This window comes from Streptomyces sp. NPDC031479 (genome assembly GCF_055581065.1).
This window is the reverse complement of sequence record NZ_JBVIKC010000010.1, coordinates 196,469-213,486: the sequence shown is the minus strand read 5'-3', so window position 1 is coordinate 213,486 and position 17,018 is coordinate 196,469. Positions and strand designations below refer to the sequence as shown.

Here is a 17,018-nt window from a genome sequence, read left to right as displayed (position 1 = left end):
CGTCCTCAGCCGTCTGCGCTGGGACGACCGCACACGCGACTACCTGCAACGACGTCTGACCGAGGGCAAGACACGCCGCGAGATCATCCGCTGCCGCAAACGCTACGTCGCACGAGAGATCTACCGACTTCTCGTCCCAGCGAACCCTCCGGCTGACCAGACAGGACCCGCCGCGATCGCCGCTTGACATCCATAGGGACATCCATAGGGGCATCGCACTGGAGTCGGCCCTTGGACCGCTGCCGGCGCGCCCGAGCCTGGCCCTGGACGCCGGATACGGATACGGATACGGATACCGCATGCTCCACGACGACCTGGCCGCCCGCGGGATCGAGGCCCGCATCGCCCCACACGGCGCGAAAACTCCGATCCAGACCGCAGGCCGTTGGGTGGTGGAGCGCACGAACTCCCAAGCGATCATGGTGACAGTCATCGTCGGTATGTGTCATCTATCGGCGGTAGTCGCACGGGGTCAGCGGCGGACGCGGGGCATGCCCAGGCCGATCCACGCGATGATCTCGCGCTGGATCTCGTTGTTCCCTCCGCCGAAGGTGAAGATCACCGCGCTGCGGTAGCCGCGCTCCAGTTCCCCGTGCAGGACCGCCCCCGCGGAGCCGTCCTTGAGGGAGCCGGCCGCACCGACCACCTCCATCAGCCAGGCGTACGCGTCCCGGCGCGCCTCGGAGCCGTAGACCTTGACGGCGGAGGCGTCCTGCGGGGTGAGGGTGCCGGACTGGACCGCGTTCACCATCTGCCAGTTGAGCAGTTTCATCGCGTCGAGGCGGGCGTGGGTGCGGGCGAGCCGGCCGCGGACCCAGGTCAGGTCGATGACGCGACGGCCGTCGGCCAGCTTGGTCGCGGCGGCCCAGCGCTGGACGTCGTGCAGGGCGCGGATGGCCATGGTGCCATGGGCGGCGAGGGTGACGCGTTCGTGGTTGAGCTGGTTGGTGATCAGCCGCCAGCCCTTGTTCTCCTGGCCCACGCGGCGGTTCGCGGGGACGCGGATGTCCTCGTAGTGGCTGGCGGTGGTGTCGTGCGAGGCCAGGGTGTTGATGAGGGTGCAGGAGTAGCCGGGGTCGGAGGTCGGCACGAGGAGCATCGTGATGCCCTTGTGCGCGGGGGCCTCCGGGTCGGTGCGGACGGCGAGCCAGACCCAGTCGGCGGTGTCGCCGTTGGTGGTCCAGATCTTCTGGCCGTTCACCACGTAGGTGCCGGTCTCCTCGTCGCCCTCGCGGACGGCCTTGCACTTGAGGGCGGCGAGGTCGGTGCCCGCGTCGGGCTCGCTGTAGCCGATGGCGAAGTCGATCTCCCCGGCGAGGATCCGGGGGAGGAAGTACGCCTTCTGCTCGTCGGTCCCGAACTGCATGAGGGTGGGGCCGACGGTGTTCAGCGCCATCAGCGGCAGCGGGACGACGGCCTGCGCGGCCTCGTCGAAGAAGATGAACTGGTCCATGGGCGACATGCCGCGCCCGCCGTACTCCTTCGGCCAGCCGACGCCGAGCCACCCGTCGGCGCCGAGACGGCGGATGGTCTCCCGGTAGAAGCGCTTCTGCGCGGCCGGGTCCTCGTAGCGGGCGTAGACGTCCTGCGGCACGAGCTCGGCGAAGTAGGCACGCAGCTCGGTGCGCAACTGCTGCTGCTCAGGCGTGTATTCGAGGTGCATGGCCCCTCCGGGAGTCTCGCGGTCCAGCCGGTCGGTGTGGTGGCGGCGGCCAGGGTAGAACCCGTTGCAGTAATCCGGAAGGGGTGGTGATGGACCGTCAGGAGTGCGGGCGGGCCGGGAAGTCCGGTACGGAACTCCCCGGCCCGCAGCGGCTAACAGGCGGGGGACGAGCCCTTCTGCCCCTTGAGGTCGCGGTTGTACAGCCATCCCGTGGCGTTCGTGCCGTCCACGCGCACGAACGTCCACTGGTTGCCGTACGAGTTGACGATGTAGCACTGGTACCAGAGCTTCGTGCCGTCCTTGACCAGGCTGCCCTGCGAGCACTGCTGGTACGGCGCGGCCAGCAGGTGGTGGTCGCCGGAGATGTAGCCGTAGGTGCCCGGCGCCGGGTCCTTGTGCGTCCAGCCGGCGCAGCCCGTCGGTACGGGGCTCGGTTTGGCGGGGGCGGGCGAGGAGCCCTTCGCGGAGGGCGACGGCGTGCCGGCCTTCTTCGAGGCGCTCGCGGACGGCTTCGCCGTGGGCCCGGAGCCGGAGGGCGACGGGGCCGGGGTCGGCGCGCCCGACTGCCCGCCGGCGACCGGGGAGCCGCCGGGCGCCGGGGTGGGAGCCGCCGCCTGCGCCCGGTCGTCGCCGTCGCCCGAGGTCACGGCGTAGGTGACGCCGCCGGCGGCGAGTACGGCGACGACCGCCACGGCCATCGCGGCGCGGCTGCGGCGCCGCGCCCGGTCCACGGCCGCCGAGCCGGAATGGCTGACCGTGGACGGCTGACCGGGCGGGGGTCCCTGCGGCGGTCCCTGCGGCGGTCCCTGCGGCGGGAAGCCGGGCTGGGGGGTGGGGGCGTAGGGGTGCGGAAACGATACGCCGTCGGCGTCGAAACCGGCCGGGGGCGGGGGCCCGAAGCCGGGAACGGGCGCGGGGGCGGGCGCCGGGGCCGGCGCCGGAGCCGGCCCGAACTCCGACTGCGCGCCGGGGGTCGGCGGGACCGAGGCGGGAGCCTGCGCGGGCGCCGCGCCACCGCCCGCCGCCACCTGTTCCAGCATCGCGCGCGCCTGGTCGGCGGTGGGACGGTGCTCCGGCTCCTTCTCCATCAGCGCCCGCAGCACCGGGGTGAGCGGCCCCGCACGCCGGGGCTCGGGCAGCGGGTCGCCGACGATCGCGGCCAGCGTGGACCACACCGAGGTGCGGCGGAACGGCGAGACGCCCTCCACCGCCGCGTACAGGGTCATCCCGAGCGACCATATGTCGGAGGCCGGGCCCGGTTCCCTGCCCTGCGCGCGCTCCGGCGGCAGGTAGTCGAGCGAGCCGACCAGCTCGCCGCTGCGGGTCAGCTTCGCCACGGCGTCGTCACCGGAGGACTCCATGGTGGCGATGCCGAAGTCCGTGAGGACGACCCGGCCGCCGCGCTCCAGCAGCACGTTGCCCGGCTTCACGTCCCGGTGCAGGACGCCCGCGCGGTGCGCGGCGTCGAGCGCGTCCATCAGCTTGGCACCGATCGCGGCGGCCTCGTGCGGGTCGAGCGCGCCGCGCCGCGTGACCACCTCGTCGAGCGAGGGCCCGTCGACGAGTTCCATGACGATGACGGGCAGCCCCTGCTCATGCGTCACGTCGTGCACGGTGACGACGCCGGCGTGCCGGATACGGGCGGCGGCCTGCGCCTCGCGCTCCATCCGGGTGCGCAGGTCGGCCAGTTCGGCGTCGCTGGAGTCGGTGTAGGCCCGCAGGACCTTGACGGCGACCTCGCGGGCGAGCAGTTCGTCGACGGCCCGGGCGACCACGCCCATGCCGCCTCGGCCGACCACGGAGGTCACCCGGTAGCGTCCCCCGAGCACCTTTCCGATCAGGTCCCCGTCGTTCGCATCCTCCGCTTGGCCCGCTGGCACCACATGCTCCGTTCCACGACCGGTCGCCCGTCTCGACTCTCTGACGGGGCACAAGCGTAGATGCACCGTCCACGGACGGACCGGGCGGCTGCCACCCATCCCGCGGCCCAAGCCGGTTGCGCCTCCGCTTCGCCTCGTGGCCGGGCACCGACGACCTGGCCGGCCGGGGCGCGGGGAGGTTCCGCGCCCCGGTGCCGACGGCCGGGCCGCCCCTGCCGACTCCAGACACCCCCTAGCCGTCCCGGCGGCACTGCCCGGTGCGCGGGCCGGTGACGCTGTTCCGCGACTGGAGGAGGTCCGGCGCGTTGCCCTCGCAACGCAGCGGGCCGGTGACGCGGTTGGACCGGAAGGCGGGCGCGGGGTCCACGGACGCCAGGCCCGGGCCGCTGTTGCCGGTGATCCGGACCGGTCCGGTGACCGTGTCGGCCGAGGCTTCGAGGCCGCCGGTGTTCGCGTCGAGGGTCAGCGGACCCCGGACGGTGTTGCCGGCGCAGGCCGTCGCCTCACGGTCGGAACCGATGAGCACCAGCCCGGTGGTCCCCTCCACGGAGACCGGGCCGGTGAGCGCGGACCGGCAGAGGGTGAAGGCGGTGGCGCCCTGGGCCGACACCGGTCCGGTGATCGTCGCGTCCGAAGCGGCCAGCGCACCGCCGGGGCGTACGGTCAGCGGGCCGGTCTGGCTGCCGCCGGCCGCGATGCACAGGGCTTCGCCCGGGGCCACGGTCAGCGGGCCGGCGTGCGCGGTGGTGAGGCAGGGTCCGGTGAAACCGACGGTGACCCCGGTGGGCGCCGCCGTCGCGCCCGGGGTGAAGGCCGCGTCGCCGCCGTAGCGTGCGGTGATGGCGTGCGCGGAGGGCTGGAGGGTGCCGGTACGGATGCTCGCGCGACCGCCGTCGAGCCTGGCGGTGCCCAGCGGGGTCGGCCCGTCGAAGAACGTGACCTCCCCGCCGGGGGTTCCGGCGTCCGGGTCGGCCGGGTCGACGGTCGCGGTGAGGGTGACCGGCCGCCCGAACAGCGGGGTCGCCGTGTCCGCGGTCACCGTGACCGAGGTTCCGTACCGGAAGGAGACGACCGCCTTGCCGTTGCCGTGGTTGACGCCCCCGGTGAGGGTGGCGCCGATGGCCGTCGGGGCCGCGAAGCCGCTGCCCCCGCCGCCGCCGGCTCCGTAGAGTTCCCCGGGCCTGCCGCCGCCTGAGCCGCCGCCACCGGCGAAGTAGCCGCCGCCACCTCCACCGCCGCCGTTGCCGCCGCCTCCGCCGTTGCCGCCGGAGCCACCGCTTCCGGGGTTGGGCCGGCTGGTGTACTGGTCGATGTCGCTGCCCGCGGCGCCCGGGGCCCCGACCGCGGAGTTACGGCTTCCGCCCACCCCGTGGGCGGACTGGGTTCCGCCGCCGCCCGCGAGGCCGGACCCGTCGGGGCCGCCGCCCTGGCCGCCGGGCTCCCCTTCGGGCCCGCCGCCGTCGCCGCCGTGCAGCAGCGGCCCGCCGTTGCCCGCGCCACCGCCGCCGCCCGCCACCAGGATCCGGTCGGCGGGGCCGAAGGCCCCCGTACGCAGGTCGCTGGCGCCGCCGCCGGAACCGCCGCCGCCGTGGGCGCCGCCGCCGCCGGAGCCGTGGCCTGTGCCGCCGGGGCGGGCGAACTCGCCGTGCCGGGAGGTGCCGGAACTTCCGACTCCGCCGACGGTGATCTGGAGGGACTGGCCCGCCACGACCGGCAGTTCGGCGCGGGTCTCGCCGCCCAGTCCGCCGGGTGCCCCGCCGTTCGGGGGGCTGGGGAGGACGAAGCCGGCGGCGCTGCCGCCCTCGGCACCGAAGAGGTCGACCGTCACCGCGGTCACCCCGGCCGGGACGGTGAAGGTGTCCGTGCCGACGGCGGTGTAGGTGCAGGTGGGCGACGCGGCGGTGAAGGCGCCGCCCGCGCCGCAGGGGGTGACGGCGCCCGGCGCCGTCGGCTCGGCCGTCGCGGGCAGGGGCGCCATCGCGGCGGCCAGCAGGCCGGCGGCTCCGGCCACCTTCAGGATCTTCGATCGGTACATGCTCAACTCGGTTCCAGACGACGGTACTCGGGATGGGACGTGCGGCGCCGCAGCCGGGGCGCGACCGTGGCCCCGGCTGCGGCAACCGTGCTGCGGGTGGATCAGACGCCGTCGTCGGCGCACAGCGCCCAGGCGTCGGAGTAGGTGCTCGGGGAGCTGACTCCCCCCGTGTGGGTGGTCGCCGACCAGTACGAGGCCGTGGTGGTCCCGTCCGCGACCGGGTTGCCGCCGGAGTCGCTGGGGTAGCTGCCGTTCAGGTGGTCGCCCTGGGAACCGGGCCCGGTGAAGTTCGTGGTCGTGACGCTGCCTCCGCTGATCGCGGCGCCGCCGCCGATCAGCTTTCCGTCCCCGCCTCCGCAGCCGACCGTCACGGTCTGGCCCGCGGTCGCGGCGGTGGGGCCGCTCACCTCGCTGTGGCGGACCTTCACGGTCGCGCCACTGATGTTGATGTTGTTGCCGCTGCAGATGGCGTACGCGTACGTGGTGTTGTCGGTGTTGCCACCGCCGCCGTTCCAGCCGACGGCGCTCCAGGAGTCGGGGTTGGTCTCACCGTCGGCCGCGGCCTTCTGACCGTAGCCGTGGGCGGAGTTGTTGAAGGTGGGGAAACTGGCGATGGGCTTGAGGCTGCCGATGACGGCGGGGGTGATGCGGGCTCCGCCGCCGAGCAGGCGGGTGTTGGCCGGGCAGGTCGCGGTGACGAGCCCGACGGTCGAGCTGGTGGTGGGGCCCGCCAGCTTGTTCATCACCACCTGGGTGTGGTTGATCAGGCTGCTGCTGAAGCACATGGCGTACGGGGTGCTGGAGAAGGAGGCGTTGACCGCGCCGCCGCTGCCGCCGATGCCGAGCCAGTGGGTCACGTCGGTGCCCACCACGCCCGTGGAGCCGGTGTACTCGGCGCTTCCGTCGGGGCTCGGCGAAGTGCCGTTGATCTTGTTGCCGTTGGAGGACGACCCGGTGCCGATGGCCTGGTTGACGCCGCCGCCGGAGACCAGGCCGCTCGCGCACGCGGCGTCGGTGGTGATCTCGGAGAAGGCGGCGGCCGGGCCTGACGTGGCGCCGGGTGTCTTCACCGTCACGCCGACCGTATTGGCGTAGGCGGTGCCGGGGACCGCCAGGGCCAGCAGGGCGGCCACGATCAGCGCCTTGCCCGCGACAGGGCGTCGCAGAAGGAACTTTCGCACGGTTTCTCCCTTTCGGAGAGGAGGTTCGGGCGGCCGGGGGCCGCGCGCGAGCAGCACCGTTCCCCGGACGGGGTCCGGTTCGGCGCTGGGAGGGTGTGATCGGGTGGTCGGCACGGCGGAGCGGCGGCGTGTGGACCGGTGTCGCGCACCTGCGGCAGGGCGGGGCAGGCCAGATCATGGCCGGCCCACCGCCCGTCCGGAGCGCGATGCACTTGCGGAATGTAGCAGTCAAATAAGGAAGCAAGTAAGGCCGGATCCTCGCTTTTTCCTGGCAGATGCGGTACTGGCGAGTAGGCTGGGGGTGGCGCGTCCGGCCCCTCCGGAGCAGGGGCGCTTCAGACGCGGGGCGGCACGAGGCCCGTGCCCGGCAGCCCGGGGCGGATCAGCACCTTGATGTGCGCTCCGGGCGCCGCAGGGAGGCGAAGGCCGCGTCGAGTCCGCCGAAGCCCCGCCGATCCGGGCCGCGGCCGCGCGCCGCAGCGCCGACGGGTCGGAGGCCACGACGGGGCCGGCGCCGCGCTCCAGCAGGGCCGCGACGGCGCCCAGCCCGTCGGTCCCGCAGCCGACGACCACCGCGGGGGTGCCGGGCCCCGCCTCCGTACGGGCGATGTTCCCGAAGCCGACGGCCAGCGGCTCGGTGAGGGCGGCCAGGGCCAGGTCCAGGGAGTCCGGCACCGGGAGCAGGGCCTGCGCCTGGACGACGATCCGTTCGCCGAAACCCCCGGGGAAGGCGTTGCCGTAGCCGACGGTACGGACGACCCCGCCGGCGTCGAGTGCCCAGGGCAGGGCGACCACCCCGGTGCCGGGGGCGGGACCGCTCGCGCCGGGGCCGTAGGCGAGGACCCGGCCGGAGAACTCGTGGCCCATGACCAGGGGACGGGCCGGGTCGAAGAGGAAGCCGGTGGTGCCGCTGTCCAGGGAGGCCCGGAGGAACTCGGCGGTGTGGGCGACCGCGCTGAGGCCGGAACCGCAGACGCCGCAGGCCTCGGTGGCCACCAGCGCCTGCCCGGCAGCCGGACACCGCCGAGGGCCTCGATGTACGCGACGAGGTCGAGTACGCCGAACTCCGCCTGCTGCAGGGCTGCTTCACGGGTCTCGGCCGGATGGACGGGGGTGAGCAGCCGCCAGCTCCGCCGGTCCGCGCGGCGCCCCGCTTCGGCGCAGGCCCGTTCGTGGGCCGCCCAGTTGGTGTCGAGCGTGGCGAATCCGGCCGGATCGGCGGCGGCGAGCGAGAGCACGCCGGCCCCGTGACGTCCGGCGAGGACGGCGCCGGTCGGGGAGACCGCGGAGGCGACGGCCACCTCCATCTCCCGGCCCCGGTAGGGCCCGAGCTGCAATGGCGGCGGCCCGGCCCTCCCGCTGAGTGGGATGTCCGGGCCGCCCGCCCGCCGCGTCCTTCCGGGATCCGGGATCCGGCGATCCGGTATCCGCCCTCCCCTGGCCGTCGGCTCAGGGGCGACGGTCCAGGGCGCCGATCATGGCGGCGGCCGTCGCCGCCATCGCCGTCCGGGCCGCCGCGAGGTAGGGGCGGGGGTCCGCCGGGGTGAGGTGGGCGCGGATGGCCTCGGTCATGGCCACGTTGAGGGCAGTGCCGATGTTGACCTTGCGGATCCCGCCGGCGACGGCGGCCGCGAGCTCCGCGTCGGGGAGGCCGGAGGAGCCGTGCAGGACGAGCGGGACGTCCACCGTCTTGGCGAGCCGCGCCAGCAGGGCGTGGTCGAGGACCGCGGTCCGGCTGGTCATGGCGTGGCTGCTGCCGATGGCCACGGCCAGGGCGTCCACCCCGGAGTCGGCGACGAACCGGCGCGCCTCGTCCGGGTCGGTACGGGCGCCCGGCGCGTGCGGGTCCAGGGGGGCGGCGCCGTTCTTGCCGCCGACCTCGCCCAGCTCGGCCTCGATCCACAGGCCGTTGGCGTGGGCCCAGTCGGCGGCGGAGCGGGTGGCCTCCAGGTTCTCGGCGTAGGGCAGGTGCGCGGCGTCGTACATCACCGATCCGAAGCCGGCGTCCACGGCCTGCCGCAGCAGGTCCGGGCTCTTGACGTGGTCGAGGTGGAGCCCGACGGGCACCCCGGCGGCCTCGGCACACGCGGCGGCGGCACGGGCGATGGGCAGCAGGGCTCCGTCGCGGAACTTCACCGCGTTCTCGCTGAGTTGCAGGATGACGGGCAGGCCGGTGCGCTCGGCGCCCTCGACCACGGCCTCGGCGTGCTCCAGCGTGATGATGTTGAAGGCCGCGATGGCGCGGCCGGCCCCGGCCGCTTCGGCGACGAGGTGTCCGGCGGGGGCGAGGGTCATCGGACCGCCCCCTCTCCGGTGGCGGTGAGGATGACCGAGCGGGTGAGGTTGCGGGGCGCGTCCGGGTCCAGCTGCCGGTGGGCGGCCACGGCGACGGCCAGCCGGTGTACGCGCACCAGTTCGGCGAGCGGGTCGAGCGCTCCGTCGATCCATGCGGCGCCGGTACCGAGGACCTGCTCGGCGATCCCGTCGGGGGTCCCGCCCAGCGACCAGGTCACGGAGCCGGGCCCGGTGACGCTGACCGGGCCGTGCCGGTACTCCATCGCCGGGTAGGCCTCCGCCCAGGACAGGGAGGCCTCGCGCATCTTGAGGGCAGCCTCGTTGGCCAGACCGACGCTCCAGCCCCGGCCGAGGAAGGTGAACTGGCCCCGGCCCTCCAGCCCCGCGGGCAGCGGTTCGGCGAGCGCGACGCGGGCGTCGGCGACCACGGCCGGGGTGTGCGCGCCGACGTGGGCGCGCAGCAGGGTGAGGGCGGTGGTGGCGAACCGGGTCTGGACGACGGAACGTTCGTCGGCGAAGTCCAGCACGACGAGGTCGTGCGCCAGGGTCGTCACCGGCGTGTCGGGGTCGCCGATGACGGCGGTGGTCGCGACCCCGGCCTCCCGCAGGCCGGCCAGCAGGTCGAGGACCTCGGTGGTGGTCCCGGACCGGGTGAGCGCCACGACCCGGTCGTAGCGGCGGTGATGGGGGAACTCCGAGGCGGGGAAGGCGTCGGTCTCGCCCTGTCCGGCGTCCTCGCGCAGGGCGGCTGCGGCCTGGGCCATGAAGTACGAGGTGCCGCACCCGACGATCGCGGTACGCTCCCCCGGCCTCGGCAGCACCGCCCGGTGGGCCGGGGCCAGTTCAGCGGCCCGTTCCCAGCTTTCGGGCTGCGTGGCCAACTCGTACGCGACGTGACTCATGCGGGCTCCCTGCGCATTGGGTGCGTGTTCCTGCAAGGTAGCGGGCCATTTCGCGCAACTTCAAGCATCTACGGGGTGGCGGCCTGGGTTAATCTCGACGGCGGGGCCGGAGCGAGTCCCGGGGAACGCACGGGAGGGGCGCCATGACCCGCAAGGAACGCTGGCAGACGCTGCTGGATCTGCTGGTGGAACGGGGCGGGCTGGAGGTGGAGCCGGCCGCCGAGGCACTCGGCGTGTCCGCCGCGACGATCCGCCGCGACCTCGACCAGCTCGCCGAGCAGCAGCTGCTGGTCCGCACGCGCGGCGGGGCGGTCCCGCAGGGGGTCTCGTACGAACTGCCCCTGCGCTACCGCACGTCCCGGCGGGCCGCGGAGAAGCTGCGGATCAGCGAGGCCGTGGCGGCGCTGATCGCACCGGGCGAGGTCGTCGGCCTCACAGGAGGCACCACGACCACGGAGGTGGCCCGCGCCCTGGCGGCCCGCGCGGACCTGGCCACGGGCTCGCCCGCGCTGACGGTGGTGACCAACGCCCTGAACATCGCGGGCGAGCTGGTGATCCGCCCCCAGTTCAAGATCGTCCTGACGGGCGGGGTGGCCCGCCCCCAGTCGTACGAGCTGACGGGCCCGCTGGCGCAGCAGGTCCTCGGCCAGCTCACGATGGACACCGCCGTCCTAGGCGTGGACGCCTTCGACCCGGCGGACGGCGCGGCGACCCGGCACGAGGACGAGGCGGCGATGAACCGCCTCCTGTGCGAACGCGCCCGCCGGGTCGTCATCGCCGCGGACTCCAGCAAGCTCGGCGTCCGCGCCTTCGCCCGCATCTGCGCCACCTCGCAGGTGGACGTCCTGGTGACGGACACGGGCCTCCTCCCGGAAGTCGCGACGGGCTTCACGACGGCGGGGGTGGAGGTGGTCCGGGTGTGAGGGGGGCGGGGCGGGCGGGACACCGGTGGGGCGGGCTCGGGGAGGGCCTGGGGGCTTCCCGCCAGTCCACTGTCCTTCCGTGCCGTGCCGGCCTGTCAAGGGCGCTCCCTTCGGTCGCGTCGCTTCGCGATGGCCTTCGGCCACCCTTGACAGGCCGTCCCGTCCCGGAATGCCAAAGACTGTCGGGAAGCCCCCAGAGGAACGGTCAGGGGCAGAGGATGCAGGGGCGGCCCCGTCGGAGAAGCGGCGGGCAATCCCGCTCCATCCGCGAATCAGTGACCGCACCGTCCCCGGGCGCCCCCGGGGCAACCCTGGCGCACCAGATCGCTACGCGCTTCTCCCGGCACAGCGTCCGGCGGCCGTCCGTGGCCGGACATAAGCCGCCCAAGGCCGTCTGTCTCTCTCGATCACGCGATTGCGGGCAGTTTGTCCCCATTGGGTGGCCCGGCGGGCGTCATATGGCTCCCTGTAGGAGCGAGAGGACGAGGAGGGTGTCGTCAGAGTCCGGCAAGGCGCCCGTATCGCCCTGTGACTGCCTTCAAGCGCCCGTCGAGGGCGGGAAGGGCAGATCTGGAGGCGTGTGAGCGGCCCAAGACGGCTGCCGGACACCATGCCGGCACACGCCGTGCCGGCACACGCCATGCCGGGAGAAGTGCGTAGCGATCGGGCGCGTAGCGATCCGATGCGCCCGGGGGCGCGGGAGGACGGTCCGGTCACCGTTCGGGGAGGCCTGCCGGGCGGAGACTCCTCGCCGCTTCTCTGACGGGGCCGTCCCTGCATCCTCTGCCCCCAGGCCCTCCCCGAGCCCGCCCCACCGGTGTCCCGCCCGCCCCGACCCCGACCACACGTCACACTCACGCCCCGCCGCCCCGCCCCCTCGGCGCCCCGGCGCCCCGGCCCCGCGCCTCGCCGCCTCAGTGCGCCGGGACCCGTTCCGCCTCGCGGGACAGGGCCGCCAGGACCGGGGCGATCAGGGGGTGGGACTCGGCGCCGCGGCGGGTGGCGGCGAAGACGCGGCGGGTGGCGGCCGGGCCCGTCACCGGGCGGACGCGGACCTCCTTGAGGTCCATGCCGCGCAGCGCCGAACGCGGCACCAGGGCCACCCCGGCCCCTGCGCCCACCAGGGCCGTCACGGCCCGGAAGTCGTCGGAGGAGTGCGCGAAACGGGGCTGGAAGCCCGCCAGTTCGCAGGCCAGCAGGGTCACGTCGTGGCAGGGGTTGCCGGGGTACTGACCCACCCACTCCGCGTCGGAGAGGTCCGCCAGCGCCACGGCGGGGAGGTCGGCGAGCGGGTGCCCCGAGGGCAGGACGGCGTCGAAGGGTTCCGCGTAGAGCGGGAGCACCGACAGGCGGGCGTCGTCGGCGCCCGGACCGCCGCGGTACTCGACGGCCAGGGCCACGTCGGCCTCCCCGTCGAGCAGCATGGGCAGGCTCTGGTCGCCCTCCGCGTCCCGGACCCGCAGGCGGATGCCCGGGTGTTCCAGCGCCAGCCGGGATATGGCCGGCGCCAGTACCTCGGCGATGCCGGTCGCGAAGGCGGCGACCGTGACCTCGCCCGCCGATCCGCCCGCGTAGGCGGCGAGTTCGGCTTCGGCGCGCTCCAACTGGGCCATGACCTCGTGGGTGTGGCCCAGCAGGATCTCCCCGGCCGCGGTGAGCCGTACGCCCCGGCCGCTGCGGGTCAGCAGCGCGTGTCCGGTCTCCTGCTCCAGCGCGGCGAGCTGCTGGGACACGGCGGAGGGGGTGAGGTACAGGGCTGCGGCCGCGGCGGTCACCGTACGGTGGTCCGCCACGGCCCGCAGGATGCGCAGCCGGCGGGGGTCGATCACCCCTCCATTGTCTCAGCCGGCGGACGTGCGGAGCGCCGCGCGGGCGTCGACGAAGGCGGCCACCGCGCGCTCCACGTCGGCCGTGGAGTGGGCCGCCGAAAGCTGGACGCGGATGCGCGCGGCGCCCATCGGCACGACCGGGTAGGAGAAGCCGATCACGTACACGCCGCGCTCCAGCAGCAGCTCGGCCATCTTCGCGGCCTCGGCGGCGTCGCCGATCATGACGGGGGCGATGGCGTGGTCGCCGGGCAGGATCTCGAAGCCCGCCTCGGTCATCTTCGCGCGGAAGAGGGCGGTGTTGGCCGCGAGGCGCTCGCGCAGGTCGCCGGCGGACTCCAGCAGGTCGAGGACCTTGAGGGAGGCGGCCGCGATGACCGGGGCGAGGGAGTTGGAGAAGAGGTACGGGCGCGAGCGCTGGCGCAGCAGCTCGACGATCTCGGTGCGGGCCGCGACGTAGCCGCCGGAGGCGCCGCCCAGGGCCTTGCCGAGGGTGCCGGTGATGATGTCGACGCGGTCCATGACCCCGTGCAGTTCGGGGGTGCCGCGGCCGCCGGGGCCGACGAAGCCGACGGCGTGCGAGTCGTCGACCATGACCATGGCGTCGTAGCGGTCGGCGAGGTCGCAGATCTCGGCGAGGGGGGCTACGTAGCCGTCCATGGAGAACACGCCGTCGGTGACGATCAGGCGGCGGCGGGCGTCCTGAGCGTCCTTGAGCCGGGCTTCGAGCTCCGCCAGGTCGCGGTTCGCGTAGCGGTAGCGGCGGGCCTTGGAGAGGCGGATGCCGTCGATGATCGAGGCGTGGTTGAGGGCGTCGGAGATCACCGCGTCCTCGGCGCCGAGCAGGGTCTCGAAGACGCCGCCGTTGGCGTCGAAGCAGGAGGAGTAGAGGATCGTGTCCTCCTGGCCCAGGAAGGACGAGAGCCGCGCCTCCAGCTCCTTGTGCACCTCCTGGGTGCCGCAGATGAAGCGGACGGAGGCCATGCCGTAGCCCCAGCGGTCCAGGGCCTCCTTCGCGGCGGTGACGACCTCGGGGTGGTCGGCCAGCCCGAGGTAGTTGTTGGCGCAGAAGTTGAGGACCTCGCCGGGGGCGCCGCCCGCGGTGACGGCGACGGCGGCGTTCTGCGGGGTGCCGATGACGCGCTCGGGCTTGTGCAGGCCCGCTGCGCGGATCTCGTCGAGGGTGGTGCGGAGGTCTTCGCGGACGGACTCGAACATGACTTCGGTGTCTCCTTGTGCGGTGTGCCGGGCGCCGCCCGGCGGGAGCGGAGCCGGGGCGGGCGGACGGACGAAGGGGGCCGGGCCCCGCGGAGGGGGGAGGGTGTGCGGGGCCCGGCGGAGGGAGATGGTCTTGTGGTGGCCCGGACCGGCCGGGACGCGGCCGCCCCTCCCGCCGGGCCGGCGCGGGATCAGGCCGTCCAGTCCAGGATGATCTTCCCGCTCCGCGCGGTCGACGCCTCGTCGAAGGCAGCCTCGAAGTCGCGGTGCGAGTAGCGGCCGGTGATGACCGGGGACAGGTCGAGCCCGCCCTCCAGCAGCACGGTCATCGCGTACCAGGTCTCGAACATCTCGCGGCCGTAGATCCCCTTGATGGTGATCATCGAGGTGACGACCTTCGCCCAGTCCACCGGGAACTCCTGGGCCGGCAGGCCGAGCATGGCGATCCGGCCGCCGTGCGTCATGTTGTCGATCATGTCGCGCATGGCCTCGGCGCGGCCGGACATCTCCAGGCCGACGTCGAAGCCCTCGCGCAGGCCCAGCCGCGCCTGTGCGTCGGCGATGGAGGTCTCGGCGACGTTCACCGCGAGGGTGGCGCCGGCCTTGCGGGCGATCTCCAGCCGTTCGGGGCTGACGTCGGTGATCACCACGTTGCGCGCGCCGGCGTGCTTCGCCACGGCCGCCGCCATGATCCCGATCGGGCCGGCGCCGGTGATCAGGACGTCCTCGCCGACGAGCGGGAAGGACAGCGCGGTGTGCACGGCGTTGCCGAAGGGGTCGAAGATGGCCGCCACGTCCAGGTTCACGGAGGTGCGGTGCACCCACACGTTCTGCGCGGGCAGCACCACGTACTCGGCGAAGGCTCCGTCGCGTCCGACGCCCAGCCCGATGGTGCTGCGGCACAGGTGGCGGCGGCCGGCCAGGCAGTTGCGGCACCTGCCGCAGACCAGGTGGCCCTCGCCGCTGACCAGGGCGCCGATCTCGATGTCGCGGACGTCCGCGCCGAGCGCCGCGACCTCGCCGACGAACTCGTGGCCGAGGACCAGCGGGGTCTTGACGGCTCCCTGCGCCCAGCCGTCCCAGGCACGGATGTGCAGGTCGGTCCCGCAGATGCCGGTGCGCAGCACCTTGATCAGCACGTCTCCGGGGCCGTACTCCGGCTCGGGGACGTCCATGAGCCACAGCCCGGGCTCGGCCTTGTGCTTGACGAGTGCCTTCATGGCGGTGGCTCCAGGGGCATTGCGGAAGGGGTCGCCGGGTGCGCTGGTGCGCGGGTGGCGCGGGTGACTGGCACCAATGTGCCGATCGGCGTAGTGATCAGTCCATCGAGACTTTCTTAAGCGGGTCGACAGCGCAGCTTCACGCCTATGCTCCTCAGGTGATGGGGGACGGGGGCCGGAGCATGATCCGGTGGACGGTCCCGGTCCGGGGAAAAGGGGAGGTGAGGGGCGTGCCGAGTCTGCGCAGCAGGGCGCTTTCGGCCGCACTGGTCGCGACGGGGCGGCGAAGACGGTCGGCGACGGCGGAAGCGGTCCGGGCGAAGGTGGCGCGGTCGGCCCGCCGGCCCGCTTCGCACCTGCCGCCGCGCTCGCTGGGCCGGGTGGCCGAGGTGTCGCGGACCTTCGTCGGGGCCTGGCCCGTGTACGACGCGTCGCCGCGCGGGGCCGAGCCGGTGGCGCGGGTGCTGTACGTGCACGGCGGCACCTTCGTCGACGAGCTGGTCCGGCCGCACTGGTCGCTGATCCGGACCCTGGTGACCCGGGCGGGCGCGCGGGTCGTCGTACCGGCGTACGTACTGGCGCCGCGCGGGACCGCCGACCGGACCGTTCCGGTCGCCGCCGATCTGCTGAGCGGTCTGATCGAGAGCGGCGGCGCGGGCGGCACCGTCCTGGTGGGCGACTCGGCCGGGGCCGGGCTGGCGCTGGCGGCCGCGCAGCGGCTGCGCGAGCGCACCGGGGCGCAGCCGTCCCGGATCGTGCTGATCTCCCCTTGGCTGGACGTCAGCATGAGCCACCCGGGCCAGGCGGCCATCGAGCCCGCCGACCCGGTGCTGACCCGCGCGGGCCTGGCCGAGGCGGGCCGTCTGTACGCGGGCACCCTCCCCTTCGACGACCCCCGGGTGAGCCCGCTGCACGGCTCCTTCGAGGGGCTGGCGCCGTTGACGGTGTTCACCGGCACCCGGGACGTGCTGAGCACCGACAGCCGCGAGCTGCTGCGCCGGGCGCGGGCCGCCGGGGTCGAGGTGGAGTGGCACGAGGAACCGGGCCTGCCGCACGGGTACCCGTTGCTCCCGGTTCCGGAGGGGCGCGCGGCCCGGGAGCGCATCGTCGAGCTCGTCACGGCGGCAGCGGCCGATCCGCTCTAGGCGGTGCAGGTCATGAGCGAGCTGACGGGCCAGGCCCGGTACGCGCTCCAGTAGGCCTCGTCGCGCGCCGGGTCGGCGGGCGGGGTCCGGCTGGGCTGCCAGCCGACGGTGGTGAAGCCGGCGTCGACGGCGGCTTCGGCGAAGTCGGCGTGCGCCCATTCGCGGTACTCGAAGTGCTGCGGCGGCTCGGTCAGGAACTGGGCCTTCAGCAGCGGTGCGTCGCCCTCCGGCACGCGGTCGAGGATGCGCACGCCGTACGGCGACCAGTCCACGCTCGGGAAGGCGCCCGGGTTGCGCACCAGCGACAGCAGCCGGCCGCCGGGCCGCAGGTTGGCGCGGATCCCGCGGAACATGGCGTGCAGGGCCTCGCGGTCGGGTGCGTGGCTGAACAGGTAGACGGCGGTGGCCAGGTCGAAGGGACCGAGCTGGGGCATGGCGGCGGCGTCGGCGAGGACGTACTCCACCGCCGCCGCGCCGGAGGCCGCCGCCCGGGCGCGGCGCAGGCGGTCGGGGCAGCTGTCGACCCCCACGGTGCGCCGGGCTCCCCCGTCGGCGAGCAGGGTGACGGTGCCGCCGTGACCGCAGGCCACGTCGAGGGCGTCGAGGTCGCGGACCCCGCCCAGGGCGTCCAGCGCGGTGCGGAGCGTGTAGGCGTCGGCCGCGGTGAAGGCGGCCCGGGGCGCCGGGTGCGTGGACGTGTCGTAGGGCTGGTGCATGCCGGCATGCCTCC

General features: G+C 74.3%; 13 protein-coding genes and 2 pseudogenes. 4 read left to right on the top strand and 11 right to left on the bottom strand.

The features are described 5' to 3' along the window. Together ACZ5D2_RS14625 and ACZ5D2_RS14620 are read left to right on the top strand one after the other, a co-directional pair. A pseudogene (locus ACZ5D2_RS14625) lies at window positions 1-187 on the top strand (IS110 family transposase); the annotation flags it as partial. A gap of 13 nt (window positions 188-200) precedes the next feature. Next, a pseudogene (locus ACZ5D2_RS14620) lies at window positions 201-410 on the top strand (IS5/IS1182 family transposase); the annotation flags it as partial. 62 nt (window positions 411-472) lie between these two features. Here ACZ5D2_RS14620 and ACZ5D2_RS14615 read toward each other — a convergent pair. The 7 genes from ACZ5D2_RS14615 to ACZ5D2_RS14585 form a co-directional block, all read right to left on the bottom strand. Continuing rightward, window positions 473-1,663, bottom strand: coding sequence for an acyl-CoA dehydrogenase family protein (locus ACZ5D2_RS14615; RefSeq protein WP_371680105.1), 1,191 nt, complete (start codon window positions 1,661-1,663; stop codon window positions 473-475). Window positions 1,664-1,815: 152 nt separating this feature from the next. After that, window positions 1,816-3,543, bottom strand: a complete 1,728-nt coding sequence (locus ACZ5D2_RS14610; protein WP_468929312.1) for a serine/threonine-protein kinase — start codon at window positions 3,541-3,543, stop codon at window positions 1,816-1,818. 232 nt (window positions 3,544-3,775) lie between these two features. Then, complete coding sequence (locus ACZ5D2_RS14605; protein WP_371681369.1) at window positions 3,776-5,578, bottom strand: Ig-like domain-containing protein; 1,803 nt, start codon at window positions 5,576-5,578, stop codon at window positions 3,776-3,778. 101 nt (window positions 5,579-5,679) lie between these two features. After that, window positions 5,680-6,759, bottom strand: coding sequence for a hypothetical protein (locus tag ACZ5D2_RS14600; RefSeq protein ID WP_468929308.1), 1,080 nt, complete (start codon window positions 6,757-6,759; stop codon window positions 5,680-5,682). A 228-nt stretch (window positions 6,760-6,987) separates the two neighbouring features. Then, on the bottom strand, window positions 6,988-7,758 hold the full coding sequence (locus ACZ5D2_RS14595; protein WP_468929321.1) for an alcohol dehydrogenase catalytic domain-containing protein: 771 nt from the start codon (window positions 7,756-7,758) through the stop codon (window positions 6,988-6,990). A gap of 450 nt (window positions 7,759-8,208) precedes the next feature. Continuing rightward, entirely contained in the window at window positions 8,209-9,054 is an 846-nt protein-coding gene (locus tag ACZ5D2_RS14590; protein ID WP_371680101.1) for a class II fructose-bisphosphate aldolase, read from the bottom strand. Continuing rightward, window positions 9,051-9,956: an SIS domain-containing protein gene (locus ACZ5D2_RS14585; protein WP_371680100.1), complete on the bottom strand. Its 906-nt coding sequence runs from the start codon at window positions 9,954-9,956 to the stop codon at window positions 9,051-9,053. The genes ACZ5D2_RS14590 and ACZ5D2_RS14585 overlap by 4 nt, the downstream gene beginning before the upstream one ends. Window positions 9,957-10,099: 143 nt before the next feature. Here ACZ5D2_RS14585 and ACZ5D2_RS14580 point away from each other — a divergent pair, with 143 nt between their 5' ends. After that, complete coding sequence (locus ACZ5D2_RS14580; RefSeq protein WP_468929305.1) at window positions 10,100-10,879, top strand: DeoR/GlpR family DNA-binding transcription regulator; 780 nt, start codon at window positions 10,100-10,102, stop codon at window positions 10,877-10,879. A gap of 914 nt (window positions 10,880-11,793) precedes the next feature. On the opposite strand, the gene ACZ5D2_RS14575 is transcribed toward ACZ5D2_RS14580, so the two are convergent. From ACZ5D2_RS14575 to tdh, 3 genes are all read right to left on the bottom strand, one after another. Next, window positions 11,794-12,708 (bottom strand): LysR family transcriptional regulator, encoded by a 915-nt coding sequence (locus ACZ5D2_RS14575; protein WP_468929302.1) that lies wholly within the window; start codon window positions 12,706-12,708, stop codon window positions 11,794-11,796. A gap of 12 nt (window positions 12,709-12,720) precedes the next feature. Continuing rightward, window positions 12,721-13,923, bottom strand: a complete 1,203-nt coding sequence (locus ACZ5D2_RS14570; protein ID WP_356210122.1) for a glycine C-acetyltransferase — start codon at window positions 13,921-13,923, stop codon at window positions 12,721-12,723. 191 nt (window positions 13,924-14,114) lie between these two features. Then, window positions 14,115-15,143, bottom strand: coding sequence for an L-threonine 3-dehydrogenase (gene tdh, locus ACZ5D2_RS14565; RefSeq protein WP_371680096.1), 1,029 nt, complete (start codon window positions 15,141-15,143; stop codon window positions 14,115-14,117). Between the two features lie 230 nt (window positions 15,144-15,373). Here tdh and ACZ5D2_RS14560 point away from each other — a divergent pair, with 230 nt between their 5' ends. Continuing rightward, window positions 15,374-16,288: an alpha/beta hydrolase fold domain-containing protein gene (locus ACZ5D2_RS14560; RefSeq protein ID WP_371680095.1), complete on the top strand. Its 915-nt coding sequence runs from the start codon at window positions 15,374-15,376 to the stop codon at window positions 16,286-16,288. Here the strand turns inward: ACZ5D2_RS14560 and ACZ5D2_RS14555 are convergent. Then, a complete protein-coding gene (locus ACZ5D2_RS14555) occupies window positions 16,285-17,004 on the bottom strand; it encodes a class I SAM-dependent methyltransferase (protein ID WP_468929297.1) in 720 nt (239 codons plus the stop codon). The two genes, ACZ5D2_RS14560 and ACZ5D2_RS14555, sit on opposite strands and share 4 nt — an antisense overlap. Window positions 17,005-17,018 lie beyond the last annotated feature (14 nt).

What these genes read in the sequence shown, in the direction of transcription:
- ACZ5D2_RS14555 (WP_468929297.1), bottom strand. Translation starts at nt 17,004, where the DNA reads ATGCACCAGCCCTACGACACGTCCACGCACCCGGCGCCCCGGGCCGCC.
- ACZ5D2_RS14605 (WP_371681369.1), bottom strand. Translation starts at nt 5,578, where the DNA reads ATGTACCGATCGAAGATCCTGAAGGTGGCCGGAGCCGCCGGCCTGCTG.
- ACZ5D2_RS14580 (WP_468929305.1), top strand. Translation starts at nt 10,100, where the DNA reads ATGACCCGCAAGGAACGCTGGCAGACGCTGCTGGATCTGCTGGTGGAA.
- ACZ5D2_RS14570 (WP_356210122.1), bottom strand. Translation starts at nt 13,923, where the DNA reads ATGTTCGAGTCCGTCCGCGAAGACCTCCGCACCACCCTCGACGAGATC.
- tdh (WP_371680096.1), bottom strand. Translation starts at nt 15,143, where the DNA reads ATGAAGGCACTCGTCAAGCACAAGGCCGAGCCCGGGCTGTGGCTCATG.
- ACZ5D2_RS14615 (WP_371680105.1), bottom strand. Translation starts at nt 1,663, where the DNA reads ATGCACCTCGAATACACGCCTGAGCAGCAGCAGTTGCGCACCGAGCTG.
- ACZ5D2_RS14590 (WP_371680101.1), bottom strand. Translation starts at nt 9,054, where the DNA reads ATGACCCTCGCCCCCGCCGGACACCTCGTCGCCGAAGCGGCCGGGGCC.
- ACZ5D2_RS14585 (WP_371680100.1), bottom strand. Translation starts at nt 9,956, where the DNA reads ATGAGTCACGTCGCGTACGAGTTGGCCACGCAGCCCGAAAGCTGGGAA.